Source organism: Kitasatospora sp. NPDC057512 (genome assembly GCF_042802135.1).
GTDB lineage: Bacteria > Actinomycetota > Actinomycetes > Streptomycetales > Streptomycetaceae > Kitasatospora.
Genome location: NZ_JBHVET010000004.1, coordinates 26,986 through 41,922, shown reverse-complemented (window position 1 = coordinate 41,922; position 14,937 = coordinate 26,986). Strand labels below are relative to the sequence as shown.

Genomic DNA, 14,937 nt, shown 5'->3' with positions numbered 1-14,937 from the left:
TTAAAACGGAGTTGAATTATTTCGATTCAATTGTTTCAAAAATCGGATGTAATGTCATTGATGTAACAAATAAAGCGGTAGAAGAAACAGCGAATATCATTATTAATATGAAGCGACTATAGAATTAAGAGGTGCCGGCTACGCCGTCACCATGCGTAGTGTGGCCTCGGCTGCGCCTCGGCGGGCGGGTGGGTGGTTGGGAGTATTCGCCTGCGGCGAATACATGGGGTTGTGCAGGCTTGTTGGGATGGGTATGGGGCGTCGCTGCGCTCCGCCTTTCGGTGGCTTTTCCACGGGCCTACGGCCCGTCAATCTGTCGGCATTCCCGCCGAGTTCGGCTAGTGCTTTCACGGACCTACTCGGACAGATTTTCTGACATTGTTTCCCGGGCTGCGCCCGGGGGTGAGCGTTGACGATGTGACGCGAAATTCAGGTAGTAGCCCGTCCCTCCGTCCGGGGAGGGGTGCCGGCCGGGCCTGCGGCCCCGGGCGTTCACGATGTGACGCGGACTTCGGGTATCAGTCACAACCTCCCCCTCCCGGCCCCTCCCCGAACTCGCCCGGCGTGGTGCTCGGGGCCGGTTCCACCGCCTGGTTGCTGGGGTGACGGCCCAACCGCCGCCCCTGGGGGCGGGCCTGCGGCCCTCACCCCCGGCTCCCGGACCGCTGTCCCCGGGCGTACCCGCCCGGGCCCCTGTGGCGGGCCCTCACAGGCGCCCCGACGACGGGCCCTGACGAGCCCTCAACCGCAAATCACGGACCAGCATCCAGAGCGATTCCGGCGGCGTTCCGAGCCTGTTTCCAGGAGCACCGTACAGCCCTATCCCATCCTGCCGCAACCGGGCGCGAGACGCGAATAGGCAACCTCGCGGAGACTGCCCGCGACAGCCCTATCCGGCTTCACCATAGGTGAGAATCAGGATTGCAATCCAGCCCACTATCGAAGCGAAACAGGAAGCCGCGCGAGGCGCAGCGCCCAGAAATCGGATTCGAACGCGCCAGAAAGGGGCCTACGGACCTCTCCACCGGCACGGCACCCACCATTCCAGCCCAGCCGAGAAATACGAGGAGGGCGGCCCCGGAGAAATCACCAGAAACACGGCACCAAACCGAACACCGGGCCAGGACGGCGGCCAGGGCGGCGCAGCAGTGTGGGCGGCTTGATGGGTGGGGCCGGTGCTGACGAGCCGTCCCCAGGCCCTTTCTCCCCGGACGCCGGTTAGGCCGTAACCGCCCCCGCGCAGACCGGGAGGTCTGCCGTTCCGTCTCCAGTGCAGGACACTCCGGTACCCGCCCCACCCACACACCACCCTAGAAACCCCCACCGACACACACCCCGGCCACGCGGCCCGGACGGGGACCAAGCCGGTCACCAGGACACCCACGGGCACAGCCCGGACCGCGGGGCTGCGGGGAGCAGCGCGGGCGCAGCGGGACGGCCCGGCGGCCGACCAGCACGGCGGCCAAGGCCCAGCAACGGGGCGGCGGGCAGCAGCCGGGGCCGGCGGACCGAGTGACGGCCGGTAGCGTGCCGTCGTGACCTCTCCCGCCATACCCGAGCCGACGCTGCCGACCCGGCAGCAGCTGAGAGACCTGCACGACTTCATCGACGGTCAGGCCTACGCCGCTCTCGGCCCCATCATCCTCATCCCGGGCACCACACCCCCTCTCAGGGACGAGCAGCGCGCCGTCATCAGCAACGCCGTCAACGCGGTCTTCGCCGCCTCCCAACACCTCTACCAGGCGTTGTGGCACCACCTCGGCCAGGACGAACCAGGCCCCGCCGCCCGGCACCTCCTGGGCAGCTCTCCAAGCCCTCGCCACCCCCTGGCGAGACCACCCCAGACAGGCACAGCACAGCACCAGCACCCCCGGACGGGCCCAGGACAGTGGTCAGAACAGCCCGCACCTGGCGGCCGGCGACACCAGCAACGACCACCACCCGCGGCCCCACCCAGCACCCTGTCGCTCCCACCTGTCACACCCCCACCACACACAGGGATTGAGGGGTATCCGCCCACGTCACACGGCACGACAGCACCCCACACGACAGGGGGCGTGACAGGCAACGCGACAGCACCCACCAGCCATCCAGGACGACGCCAGGACGGCCTCCTGGACGTCCTCCAAGGCGGCCTGACGGCCACCCAGCACCAACCCCCGCCACCCGACCGGGGCGGCGGCACCGCAAGGCTGGCGGAGGCGCAGCGAGGCGGGCAGGGCGCAGCCCGGCCCGAGCGGGACACGGACCCGGCCCGGACGGCGGCACAGCAGGACCGAGATGGCGGCCCAGACCCGCACGACGGCCACCCAGCAGCCCTACAGGCCCCACAGACCCACAGAACGCCCGGCAACCAGGGAAAACGGCACCCCAATGACACAACCCCACAGCCCCGAGCAACGGCCGCGCCCGACAGCCGGGACGGCGGCGCAGCAGACGGACAGGCGAGGACGAGACGAGGCGCAGCAGCACCCGCCGAAGGGCACCACCCAGAAGCGCGCGGCGCCGATCACCAGGGGCGGCATCCCCGGACGAAACCGAACACCAACCCCGCCACCACCCCACACCCCACCATTTCCCACCCGAATTAAGAACACCACCAGCAGCCAATCCACCAAAACAACCGCACGGAAATCCCAGCGAAATTCACCACCGAATACAGACCCGAAATACCCCGCCACCCCCACCAACAGGCCGACACGACCCACGACCCCGCCAACCATCACACACAGTCACCACACCAGCAACCAACCCACCACCCCAACAGGTCCAACCAAAGGTCCAGACAACTCTGCTCGTAGGGCTATTTCACGCCCACACAAGCCAACAGGTCACAAAGGAAGCTCGCGCAGGTGAACGGCGTCCGCCACGGACCGCGTGCGCCAGCGCCACCGGTGGGAGAGCGATGGGATGGGCAGCGCTCTAAGCCCTCCGGCAGGAGCACCACTCACAGACGGGAGGCCACCGTGATCACGCGCATCATGGGCAAGGGCCAAGTGAAGCTCGCCGACTCGCACTTCGCCGAGCTGAACAAGCTCGACGACGGACTCATTCCCGGCTGACCCGACAGCCCCGATGCCGCCCGCTACCAGCTCGCCCCCGGCGCTTCCAGGCCGGGAAGCGACTCGCGAGGATGAGAGACCACCCTGGTCACGGGCCGTCCGGCCGTCCCTGGGAGGATCTGCGCCATGACGACCGACATCCGCCGCGCCGCGGGAACCAGAACCATCTCCGACACCCTGCTTTCGATGTTCGGCATCCGGCGGCCGAGCACGGACAAGGACCTGGCCGACCTTCAGGCAGGCACCACCTTGCAGGTGTTCTGCTCCAGCCCGACGCTGGGCACGGTCAAGATGCTGTCGATCGGCAAGGGGCGCACCATCCCACACGCGGCGTCCGGCCACCTGTACCTCGCGGCTGACACAGTGACCTGGCGCAACCAGCGCACCGACGAAAACGTCACCCTCCAGGGTCCGTTCCGTCTGTCGCCGTCAGAACAGAAGACCCCGCACCCGAAGATGGCCCGCTTCGACCTGGCGGCGGGCAACGAGCAGCACGTAATCGTGATACCCAAAGCCGACGTCGCCTTGGTCACGCAGGTACTGGAAGCGGCTGACCGGTAACACGCCCGCCGACCTTCAGGTGCCCACCACAACCCACCGCCCCGCCCCAACTCACAATCTCGGTCACTTCAGCCCCTGACAGCGCTCTGACCTGCATAAACGCGCAGTGACCGAGCCCAAGGCCGACACCCCGCCCCCAAACACGAGCCCAACCCCACCCCACACTTCTCAACTAACCTGCAAACCACCAGCTCACAAACAAGACCAACCAGCGATTCACCGACCGGCCACATCAGAAGCAGGTCATGACCTCCCGATCGATCCGGCCGGTCGGCCGTACGAGCGGGTGCGTCACGGCCGCGGTACGCCGAGGCTGGAACGGTGAACGTGATCGTCGTCCTGGAGAACCCCCGCTCGCCCGACCTGGTGGTCGTGCACGCGGCCACGTCCGATCCGGACCTGCCGAGCAGCCCCGGCCCGGTCACCGCCTGCGGCCTCGACACCGCCGAGATGGTCAGGAATTCGTGGCAACCGACCGAACCCGGCCAACACTGGTGGCCACCCGAACTGCGCAGCCGAACCTGCCCACGCTGCGACCAGGCCATGCGAACCGCCTAGGGAGTGCGGCCTGTTGCGTGCTGAGCCTGCCGTCAGGACGGGCCCAGGCCGGGCAGCCGCCGCATCCCACCGACCGGCCTGCCGGGTCAGTCCAGGATCTGGATCAACTCCTGACACTGCGTGCTGTGCATGACGCGGGCCCGTGCACCGTTCACCAGAGGCAGGTATGGCGGCATGTGCCCGCACTCGACGTCGGCGATGATCGGGACGCCCAGCGGACCGAGAGCGTCAAGCACAGCCTGCTGCTGGGTGAGCGAGCTGGTGTCCCGGGCAGAGGGGCGGCCGACCAGGACGGCGTTCGCAGCGTCGAAGAAGCCTGCCAGCCGCATGCCGTTGCGGCGGCCATCGAACGTCTACTCGCCGAAGGGATCGAAACTGTCCCTGGCCTGCTCCTGCAGGTACTTCTCGATGTGTCCTGAGCTTTCGGGCCCGCCCAGGGGCGGGACCTTGCAGCCGTGATCGCGGGGGCAGTGGTCGATGGTGCCGGCGGACCGCCCCCGAGAAAGCGGCAGCAATGGAGAGCGATGCGTGTTGTCGGCCGATACGCAGGAACACGAGCACGGCCCCGCCCGCGCCGGCCGAGCCGCCGTCACGACCCACGCCTGCCAGCCGCGACGGTACGAGCGCAGACGGCGGGCGTACGGGGCGGGTCAGCCGGTCAGCCGGTGACGGTCTCGGCGTGCCGGTGGAGCGCGTCCAGGAGCGCGGCCTGCTGGTCGGCCAGCTTCCTGTCGGTGCGGTCCTTGTCCTGTTTGCGCAGCCATTTGCCGGGCCGAAACGTCGGGTCTACCTCGCCGCCGGTGCGGTTGGCCGGGCCGATCAGGGTGCCTCCAGCGGCGAGGTAGGCGAGCAGACGACGGTAGGAGCGGTTCCAGTCCGGCTCCAGACACCACAGCTCGTCCAGCTCGTTGAGCCTAGCGACCTGCTCCTTGGTCAGGTTGTCGGCCTTGCGCTGGCGGCGCATCCACGCGCCCACCGCGTAGTCGTCCAGCTTCGTGGTGGCCGGAATCGCAAGGTGGCCGTGTTGGTGGTGGAAGGCCTTCGCGTAGGCGTAGCCGCGCTCCCAGGCGTTGGCGTTCTTCGACCAGATCATGCCAAGCGCGTCCAGCTCCGAGACCCGGGCGGCGTCGAGCAGGCCGGCGCCGTTGAGGTGCCGCTGGCGGGTGAGCCAGGAAATCAGCTCCGCGTGCTTCGCCTTGTCGGTGGGGTCGAGGTGACCGTGCTGAAGGTGGAAGACCGCCGCGACGGCGTGCATGCGCTGCCACTCAACGGCCCGCGGGTTGAACGCCCTCAGCTTGACGGTCTGAAGGATCTGCGAGGCGTGCTGGCGGGCGTTGATCCGCAGCCACTCGATCGGCGACTCCAACGCCGCCAGCTGCTCGCCCTCACCGCTGGTCTCATTGCCGCCCTCCGAGGTCTTGGCCGCGGTTGTGTGCTGGGCGCCCTGGGAGCGGTGGGCGCGCAGCTCGGTGATCCGGCCGACCACCCGGGCGTCGTGCGCCGCGAGCGCCCGCAGGACCCGCCAGATCGTACGGAAGGAGCTGGCCTCGATCTCGGCGTCGGCCTCCGCCTTCACAGCCTCGCCGGCGTCGTGGACCTCGGCAGGGTGCGCGGTGGCGGTGTCGTCGCCCATCTCGGGGGTGGGCAGGTAGACCGGGATGATGACCCAGGACACTTTGCCCTGCCGGTAAGCCTGGCGCAGCGCCCGGCCGACGGCCTGGACGATGTCGATGACCGAGCTCTTGGGGTCCGCGAAGACGATCGCGTCGACGGCCGCGATGTCGATGCCCTCGTTCAGCAGGCGCGAGTTGCAGATGATGCCACACTCCTCGCCGTCCTCGCCGGTGGAGGCCTTGAACGTGGTGAAGGCGGCGCGGCGGTCCTTGAGGCGGTCGGTGCCGGCCACAGCGAGCGCTGTCAGCCGTTCCGGCCGCTCCGCGTCGGGTAGCAGCTCGGTGGTGGCCTGCATGGTCGCGGCGAAGTCGCGGGAGGCGGACACCCGGGAGTGGAAGGTGATCACGCGGCGCAGTTCCAAGTCGGCAACCGCGCGCAGTACCGCGATCTGCAACGCCAGTCTCAAGAGCTCTTCGTTGGAGCGCTGGGAGCGCAGGTCGGCAACGGCCGGGAGTTTGAGCAGTTCACGCAAGTCCTCGTCGGTGACCACCGGTACCAGTACGCGGTAGTCGGCGAGGTAGCCGTGTTCAATGCCCTGGCCGAGCGTCCAGGTGAAGCAGGTCTTGCCATAGATCCGTTCGTCGTCCATCGAGCAGAGCACAGGCAGGGCCTGGCTGTTGGTGTCGGCGGTGAGATCGGCCAGGCCGTCCTTGGCCCGCCGGTCGTCCGCGATCCGCGGGGTCGCAGTGAGGTACAGCCGGCGCTTCGCCAGGACCTGGCCGTCGTCGTGCACCGCGGCCCACGCTTTGCCCTCTGCGCCAGCCGTGCGGTGCGCCTCGTCGATCACCACCAGGTCCCAGGCCGGAAGGCCGCACAGTTGGTGGGCCCGGACAATCCGCTCCAGCGAGGCGTAGGTGGCGTATACGGTAACCGGCTCACCCGCCTTCTCGACGGCGACCAGGTCGGCGATCCGGGCAGCCTGCGTTGTCACCTGGCCGTGGATGCGGCCGCCAGCCTCGGCACTCTCCAGCGCCTCCTCCCGCGAACATGCCGCCACCGCCAGCCCCCGGCGACCGCCCCGCAACGACCAGGCCTCCGCCGTCTGCTCCAGCAGCTCGATCGTCGGAACCAGCACCAACACCCTGCCCCTCGCCGCCAAGCGCCGAGCGCACCCGGCGGCGATCAGCGTCTTGCCCGAGCCGGTCGCCGCGACCACCGTCGCGCGGCCTCCGTCCTTCACCTCACGCACCGCGGCCGCGACAGCGTCCTTCTGGAACCCGTGCAGCGGCAGCGGATTGACCATGCCGAGCGGCTGCGCCGGAACCGGCAACTCGGTGGTGGTGGCGGTCTCCACGGTGGTGCCTCTCTTTCTGCTGCTGCGAAGTGGTCCAGTTGGCCGGGCCCGCTTCACTGCAGGTTGATGCAGGAACCTCCCCTGGCCTGTGAAGGAGGTGTCTGCATCGTCCTACCGCAGTGGCACCGTATGGCCGAGGAGCTCGTGGTGAAGGGTCGTCTCGGCGGCCCTGCTGACGGGGGCGTACCGGGCAGGGCCGATTTGTGGAGGTCAGTAGGCCGGGGCGGTGGCCATGGCCTTCACGGTCGAGCCGTCCTGGCTCTTACGGACCTGCATCTGGGTGGGGATGCGCCGTCGCAGGTCGGCAACGTGGCTGACGACCCCAACGGTGCGGCTGTAGGAGCGCAGTTCGTCGAGTACCTCGAGGACCTCCTCCAGGGTCTCGTCGTCGAGGCTGCCGAAGCCCTCGTCGATGAACAGGGTGTCGAGCCGGCTGCCGCCGGCTTCCTGGGCGACCACGTCGGCGAGGCCAAGGGCCAGGGCCAGGGAGGCGAAGAAGGACTCGCCGCCGGAGAGTGTGGCAGTGTCACGGGTCTGGCCGGTCCACTGGTCAAGGATCTCCAGGCCGAGGCCGGAGCGGCCTCGTCCGCTCGTGCGCGCGTCGGTGTGGGAGAGCAGGTAGCGGCCGGAGGACATGCGTCCCAGGCGGGTGTTGGCCGCCTTCGCCACCTCTTCCAACCTGGCCGCCAGTACGTAGGCCTCCAGATGCATGCGGTATTGGTTGTCGCCCGAAGTCCCCGCGGCGAGGTCTGCCATGTGCTTGGCCACGTGGTGCTCTTCCAGGAGGGGTGCAAATTGCCCGATGTTCTGCGTGAGGTCGCCGATGTGGTCGAGCAACGTCTGGCAGCGGGCGCGGCTGGTGCTCTCGGCGATGGCCGCTGCTTCCGACCGATCGGCGGCGGCGGTGAGATCCGCCTCGGCGGCCTGCTCATCTGCCGGTTCCGCGGCGGCGGCCTCGGCGAGTTCCGGGTCCTGGAGTGTCGCCGTGTGCGTGGCCTGGGCTGTCCGCCAGGTGTCCAGTTCGCCTTCCTTCGCTGCCAGTTCGGCGCCGGTGATCACGGCGTGGCGGGCTTCCTCGGGTGTGGAGAACCCTGCGGCGGCGATCTCGATTGCGGCGGCCCGGCCTGCGCGCTCCAGATTCCCCGCGGTCACTGCCACTTGCTGGATCGCCGTCCGTGCCCGGGCGATCGCTTCCACTTCGGCGGTGAGTTCTGCACTGCGAGCGGCAATCGTTGGGGATCCGGCCAGAGCGTCGGAAAGGCGCAGGGTGAGGATCTCCTGTTCGGTGCTCTGGGTCTCCTGGCGGCCGCGATAGTCGCCGATGCGTCGGCCCAGGCTGGCGAGTTCGGATGTCCGGGTTGTGCGCGTCTCGTCGAAGGTACGCAGTTCCTCGTTCGCTGGCACAGCGTCTGCGGCGGCGGCCAGGAGGTCCTTGTGGGTCTGTTGGGCGGCGCGGTGACGCTGCTGCAGGTCGGCGGTCGTCTGCCCGTCGGCCAGTTCCTGGGCTGCGGTGGCCTCGGCCGTGAGCCGAACGAGGTCCTGTTCGGCTTGTTTGCAGGCCTGGTCGGCTTGCTGATAGGCCTCCTCCGCGCGGGCCTCGTCCTCTCTGCTCGGGTGGTCGGCGGCGGCGGTCGCCGGCCGGGGATGGACTGGCGAGCCGCAGACCAGGCAGGGCTCCTGAGGGCGCAGCCGGCTGGCGAGTTCACCGGCCATGCCATCGATGCGCCGGTCGCGGATCCCTCTCGCGTGCGCCGCGCTGTGGATGACGGCTTCCTTGAGCCTGTCGACGTCGGCCTGAGCTTTGGCAATGTCGGTGGCCAGTTCGTCGCGTCGGCGGGCTGCGGCGAGTTGCCGCTCAAGGGGCGGCAAGGCCGCAGCGAGTTCGTCGGCCTGGATCTGCGCCAGATGGGCCCTGTCGATCCGCGCGGTGTGCTCGGCGCGTCGGTTATCTGCCTGGTCCAACCAGTCAGCGATCTCGTCGTGGTCGGCCTGGGCTTGGCCCAGCTCGGCCTCGAGCTTGACGAGGGAGCCTGCCAGGTCGTCGGAGCGCTGCTCATCGTGGCGCAGGGCGTCGAGGCGGCCGAGGTCGTTCTTAAGCCGATTCTCGGCAGCGGTGAGGTTCTCGTCGGTGGCGTCACGCTGCGTGTCGGGCAGTCTTGTCCTTGCCTGGGCCTCGGCACGTTGGGCCTGCTGGTGGTCACGGTCTGCGTCGTCGAGGGCCTGGATGAGGGGCCGGGCCTGCTCGGCGCGGCGACCGCGTTCCAGGGTCGCCTGCAGGTTCTCGAAGGCCGGGGCCTGTGCTTGCAGGGCCGCGAGGGCTTCGGCGGCGGTGCGGTGGCGCCGCTGGCGCTCCGCCAGGATGCGGACCTGTGCGGCTCGGCTTTCCCGGGTGCTGTGGTGCGCTCGGGCGTCCCGCAGTACGGCGGTAGCCGCTTGGTGGGCGCCGGTGGCGTTGTCATGCACGGCTTGCGCCCAGGCGAGTGCCGCGGGGTGGGTAGTGTCGATGCTGTCCTGGGTGGGGGCTGGTTGCTCGACGAAGTCGACGATCGGGGCGCCGGCGGTGTCCTGGATGCGGTCGATGTCGCGCAGGACGGCCCTGCGGGCGTCGTCGCAGCGCTGACCGGTCTCCTTGGCGTGGTCCGTGAGCCAGCGGGCGATGTCACGGAAGCGGTGGGTTCCGAAGAGGCGTCCCAGAACGGTGGCGCGGTCCTCGGCCTTGGCCCGCAGGAACTTCGCGAAGTCGCCCTGCGGCAGCAGGACGACTTGGCAGAACTGCCCGCGGTTCATGCCCAGCAGGGCTTCGATCTCGCGGGCGACCTCCTGCTGGGTGGAGGTGACGGGCTTCCAGACGGCCCGGCCGAGGCTGTCTTCACCGTGCCGTTCCTCCAGGCTGGCCTTGGCCTGCGCCAGCGTGGTGCCGTTTTTGTCGCGCCGGGCCCGTTCCTGCTGGGGGGTGCGCACGATCCTCAGGCGGCGCCCCGCCATGCTGAACTCCAGCTCGACCTGGGTGAGCGTGGCGGGGTCGGCGTGGTGGCTGCGCAGCACCGTCTGGTGGCGCTCCCCCGGCACATTGCCGTAGAGGGCGTAGCAGACGGCGTCGAAGATGGTGGACTTTCCCGCCCCGGTGGCGCCGTGCAGGAGGAACAGCCCTCCCTGGGAGAGCGTGTCGAAGTCGATGCTCTGCCGGGTGCGGAAGGGGCCGAATGCCTGCAGGGCAAGGGTGTGCAGGCGCATCAGTGGGCTTCCTTCGCGGTGTCGTTCAGGCGGGTGGCCTCGACCGCCCGGCGCAGGAGGTCGTGTTCGGCGGGGGTGGGGGCATGACCGTTTCGGACGTGGTCGACGAACCCGGCGGTGATCTCCAGTTCGGTGCGGTGGCGGGTGCGTTCGGTGTATGTGGTGCTGCTTCGGGGGCCGCCGTCCTCAGGTTCGAAGGTGAGCTGGACGGTGCCGGGGAAGCGGGTGCGCAGGCGGTCCATGGCGTTGATGGGGCGCTGCGAGTCGGTCAGGGTGACGTGCAACCACGCGTCGTGCAGGTGTTCGTACCGGTGGTCGTTGAGGAGGTCGTCGAGGTGCCCAGTGAGGGTGTCCAGGATCCGGGGGCGAGGGCAAGGGACAGCTTCGGTGGTGAGGTTGGCGTCGGCGTCGAGGTCGACGAGCCAGGTGGTCTTGGCGTAGCCGGCTTCGGAGAAGGAGTAGGCGAGGGGGGAACCGCTGTAGCGGATGCGGTCGGTGACTTTCTGCGGGCGGTGAAGGTGGCCGAGGGCGACGTAGTCGATTCCCTCAAAGACGGCGGCGGGGACGGTGGGGATGCCGCCGGCGGTGATGTCCCGTTCGCTGTCGCTGGTGTGGCCACCGGTGACGAAGGCGTGGGCGAGGACGACGGAGCGGATGCCTGAGGGGCGGGTGGCGAGGTCGGCGCGGACGCGGTCCATCGCGGCGCCGAGGACGGCCTCGTGTGTGGGCTTGTCGGCTGCCATTTCCTCTCGGGTCAGGAACGGTTCGAGGTAGGGCAGGCCGTAGAACGCGACGGGTCCGTGCACGTCGTGCAGCACTGCAGGTGTGTGGCAGGTGACAGGGTCGGTGCGCAGGTGGATGCCGGCTCGTTCGATCAGACGGGACGTGACGCCAAGACGCTGGGGTGAGTCGTGGTTGCCGCTGATCATGATGACGGGGATCTGAAGGTCGGCCAGGCTGTTGAGCGCGTGGTCGAAGAGGGCGACGGCGTCCAGGGACGGGATGGCCCGGTCGTAGATGTCACCAGCGACGAGGACCGCGCTCACCTCCCGCTCCCGGACGACGGTCAGCAGGTGGTCGAGGAAGGCGCGCTGGGCGTCGATGAGGGACTCTCGGTAGAACGTCCGTCCGAGGTGCCAATCCGAGGTATGGAGCAATCGCATGGTCGCTGACCGTAACCGTTCGGGTGTGGTGTGCGGGCCGACTTCGGTGTTTTGGTCCGCAATGGTGATCTATGGGAATCGCTGGAACCCGGGAGTGCTGTGCCGCCGCCAGAAAGGGAGTGAGCAGCGGGCGCGAGGGCAGGAGATTGTCAGTGTGGCGGGAAAGAATGAGGCCAGAGAGGAGGAGAGATGACTTCCGAGCAAGGCTCTTTGCGTAGCGGTTTCCCTGCTCCGAACGGGTGCCGGTGGTGTGGCATCGACGAGCGAGTCCATGCAAGGCAGTGGGTGGAGGAGGCGGGCTGGCACGCCTGGGCCTCCCCGACCAGCGAACAACGCAAGGCCCGGATGAGGGCACGACGCGCCGCTCAGCTCCAGCAGGGCTCCGGAAATGATCAGCCCGCACTGGCGCGCAAAGCCTCGAATACCTTCCTCAGCTGCAACGGTACGTCGGAGGCGGAACCCAGGGATGTGGCCAGCTCGTAGACCATTTCAGGTTTACCGTCCGGGCTCTTACTTCCCTGATCCTTAATCATGTCCAGAATGTCCTTGCTGAATTTCCGGCCACCCCGGTGAGCCTTGAAGTGCACGGCCTCCCAGGGCTGCTCACTCTCGCGGCGCGGCCACTTGCGGTTGGCCACTCGGGCCCACTGCTCGTCCTCGAAGAGCTCCTCGAGTTCGTTGAAGTTCTCGGCCTCGCCGACGAAGGACACCTGTGTCGCAGGATCGAGGCCGAACTGGCGGAGCCGGTCGTCTTTGAAGAACTTGGCGACGTTGCGGCTGTCGGCATCGACCAGCAGCATGACGGTGCGGCGCTGGGCGGCGAGGTAGCGGGCGAGGTGGAGGGCGCCTTCGTTGTTGTTGCAGGCCCACAGGGCGATGCCAGCCGCCTGCAGGGACAGCCCCTGCGAGAGGCGGAAGAGCACCGGAATCGCCTGCTGTTCGGTGGCTCCCTCGACGGCGAGGAAGCAGCGCTCATGGAGCAGGACAGAGTTGCGCAGGCCAAGTGCGGAGGCGATCTGCCCGAGGTGCAGGTCGATGCCCTCATGCGTGTCGTCGACGAGGCGCTCGATGACGGTGCGGCCCGCTTCCAGGCGCAGGTGAACGACGTCGGCGATGTCCACCCCGTCGATGAGGTTCATCGAGTGGGTGGCCACGATTACCTTGACGGCGTCCGTCGTGCACTGGCGGCGGATGAGGTCCATCACGGTCCGCTGATGGGTGTAGTCCAGATGGGTGTCGGGCTCGTCATAGACGACGATCGTCTGGACGGGCGGCATGTCGTCGTCCGGTTGGGGGGCTTCCAGGAGCTTACTGGTCCACTCCCAGACGGCGAGGGCGATCCGGCGGTTGCTGCCGCGGCCGGACCTGGACAGATCGACCCGCTCGCCGTGGGAGCGTGAGATGTGCAGGTGCGCGTGCTTGAAGCCGTGGGAGAAGGAGACCTCCGGTTCGACGGAGACTTCCACGAGGTCCGGGCAGTGTGCCTTGATGTGCGCGCACAGGTCGGCGGCGTCGTCCTTGACCAGGCCGGTGACCTCGGACTCGATCGTCCGCAGGCGGCCCTGCAGACCGTCGTCCTCCAGGTGAGCCTGGTAGCTGCCGGCCAATGCCGTGTGGATGGCCCGGTCCGGGCTCTCGTCCTTCCCGCTGAACGACAGCAGCCTGGGCAGGCGTCGCGCCAACTGCTTGGGCAGGGCGGTCCATTCAGCGACCTGCGGAGACCGCGCCGCGTGTGCGGCCAGTGCCGCCTGCAAGTCTGCCTTGAGCCCCTTGCCCTCGGTCTGCAGCCCGAAGACTTCGACCATCTCCTTGAGAGCGGGGACGAGCAGCGAGCTGAAGTCGCGCAGCCTGGAGTCGCGCGGGAGCTGGGCCCAGTACTCGAGCAGGGGCGCGCTGTCGCCCTCCACTCGGCGTCGGATCCTCAGCTCGGCCGCAAAGCCCATCTCCTGTTCGGAGGTGTCCAGGGCGAAGCGGCCTTCAACCCATGTCGAGGCGCAGCGGGCCGGAGCGGCATCCGCTGCTGCCGGGTTGTCGTAGGTCCGGTCCTGTTCGACCAGGCGGTACCCTCCGAGGAGGAAGTCGAGGGCGGCGAGCACCGCGCTCTTCCCACCGTCGTTGTGGCCGGCCAGGATCGTCGGCGCGCTGACGGGGATGTTCTCGACCAACGTCAGCGAGCGGAACCCACTGACGGAGAAGTCCTTCAGGTGCACAGTTGCAGCCGCTCCGCTCTCCCCTGCCACCATGCAGCATCGCAGGCAGCAACCATCCCACGGCATAAGGTTTCTGACGCCACCTCCGCCGCAGGTGACCATCGTAGGCTCATCAGAACGGCACCCGTGCCGCGAGGGCGGAAGACCAGCAGGTTACCGGACGGTAGGACAGGCCTTCCGGCAGGTCCTGGCTGAAGTCTTCGCCATCGGCCTCCTCGACAGCTGGCAGCCACTCCCGAACGGCCTGCTCCAGCGGTCCCGCACCATCGCACCCGGCACCTCGCACGCTTCCGGAGCCCGGCCGTCGACATGCGCGGGGTGAACGCGCAGGACCGCACCAGCACGTTCACCCCCATCGCCGGGGGGAAGCCGCTCACCGGCAGGGACTGGATCCAGCCATGTTCAGAGGGGTAACGACGGGGCACCGTGGGACAGCATGGGACCCACGCGGACACCCGCGGACAATCACGGACTTCCACGAACAACGGAGGAGCCTGGCCTAACCCAGGCGGGCCGGGAGCAGCCGCCGTTTCGTCAAGGCGAGAGCGCGCCACACTTCCAGCATGCCGAGCTTTCACACCAGGAAGGCGATCGGTGACGCCCACGAACAACGCGTCACCCTGGAACTCAATCACCGCGGCTGGCATGTCAGCCCCTGGGGCCAGGGAATCATGGGCGAACCCATCCGCCTGGCCCTCCACGGAACCGACAGCTTCCTTCGCTGGACCCCCGACCTCATCGCGGCCCGCGAGGGGCAGATCGTCCTGATCGACTGCAAGAGCCGGATGACCAGCCGGACAAGCAGGCGGCATGCCCTCGAGAACGCCGCCGTCACTGCCCATCTCCAGCTCGTCGCCTGGACCCAGCTCCCGCTGTACTACGTCTTCGACAACCTCGACCTCCTCACCCCGAACGACGCCCTCGGCCTGGGGACCCACGGCCCCCGGACCACCGCCGGCTCCGGCGCGCCCTACCTCCTCGTCCCCGCCGACCGCGCCCTCGCCTTCGACCGTGTCTTCGGTCCTCCCCGCCGCACCTCGCTCCCCGGCGCGGCCTGAGAGTCCCACCTCCGCCGGCCGCCTTCATGAGCTTCGGCCGGTAGCATGTCCGGTCCGCCAGCGAGCGGGACGAGGCCACAACAGCAGTTGGCCGAGCACCGGGCAACTGCTGTTCACGTCATC

At 68.5% G+C, this 14,937-nt stretch carries 8 protein-coding genes and 2 pseudogenes; 5 read left to right on the top strand and 5 right to left on the bottom strand.

Features of this window, described 5'->3' with window-relative positions; genetic code table 11:
- Positions 1–11 precede the first annotated feature (11 nt).
- The 4 genes and pseudogenes from ACFU6K_RS00775 (at position 12) to ACFU6K_RS00760 (ending at position 4,181) form a co-directional block, all read left to right on the top strand.
- Positions 12–122 carry a kinase/pyrophosphorylase gene (locus tag ACFU6K_RS00775; RefSeq protein ID WP_380660090.1) on the top strand — a complete coding sequence of 37 codons (111 nt, stop codon included), beginning with the start codon at positions 12–14 and terminating at the stop codon, positions 120–122.
- Between the two features lie 2,844 nt (positions 123–2,966).
- Positions 2,967–3,053, top strand: a pseudogene (locus ACFU6K_RS00770) (hypothetical protein); the annotation flags it as partial.
- Positions 3,054–3,188: 135 nt separating this feature from the next.
- Entirely contained in the window at positions 3,189–3,623 is a 435-nt protein-coding gene (locus ACFU6K_RS00765) for a hypothetical protein (RefSeq protein WP_380660085.1), read from the top strand.
- A gap of 321 nt (positions 3,624–3,944) precedes the next feature.
- Entirely contained in the window at positions 3,945–4,181 is a 237-nt protein-coding gene (locus tag ACFU6K_RS00760) for a hypothetical protein (RefSeq protein WP_380660084.1), read from the top strand.
- Positions 4,182–4,267: 86 nt separating this feature from the next.
- Here the strand turns inward: ACFU6K_RS00760 and ACFU6K_RS00755 are convergent.
- From ACFU6K_RS00755 to ACFU6K_RS00735, 5 genes and pseudogenes are all read right to left on the bottom strand, one after another.
- Positions 4,268–4,516 (bottom strand): annotated as a pseudogene (locus ACFU6K_RS00755) (LD-carboxypeptidase); the annotation flags it as partial.
- 323 nt (positions 4,517–4,839) lie between these two features.
- Positions 4,840–7,149, bottom strand: a complete 2,310-nt coding sequence (locus ACFU6K_RS00750; protein ID WP_380660083.1) for a Helicase associated domain protein — start codon at positions 7,147–7,149, stop codon at positions 4,840–4,842.
- A gap of 210 nt (positions 7,150–7,359) precedes the next feature.
- Positions 7,360–10,383: an AAA family ATPase gene (locus tag ACFU6K_RS00745; RefSeq protein ID WP_380660082.1), complete on the bottom strand. Its 3,024-nt coding sequence runs from the start codon at positions 10,381–10,383 to the stop codon at positions 7,360–7,362.
- On the bottom strand, positions 10,383–11,546 hold the full coding sequence (locus tag ACFU6K_RS00740; protein WP_380660081.1) for an exonuclease SbcCD subunit D: 1,164 nt from the start codon (positions 11,544–11,546) through the stop codon (positions 10,383–10,385). Before ACFU6K_RS00740 ends, ACFU6K_RS00745 begins: the two co-directional genes overlap by 1 nt.
- Positions 11,547–11,938: 392 nt before the next feature.
- On the bottom strand, positions 11,939–13,756 hold the full coding sequence (locus ACFU6K_RS00735) for an ATP-dependent endonuclease (protein WP_380660080.1): 1,818 nt from the start codon (positions 13,754–13,756) through the stop codon (positions 11,939–11,941).
- Between the two features lie 563 nt (positions 13,757–14,319).
- On the opposite strand from ACFU6K_RS00735, the gene ACFU6K_RS00730 reads away from it, so the two are divergent.
- Positions 14,320–14,814 (top strand): hypothetical protein, encoded by a 495-nt coding sequence (locus ACFU6K_RS00730; RefSeq protein WP_380660079.1) that lies wholly within the window; start codon positions 14,320–14,322, stop codon positions 14,812–14,814.
- The last annotated feature ends 123 nt before the right edge of the window (positions 14,815–14,937 follow it).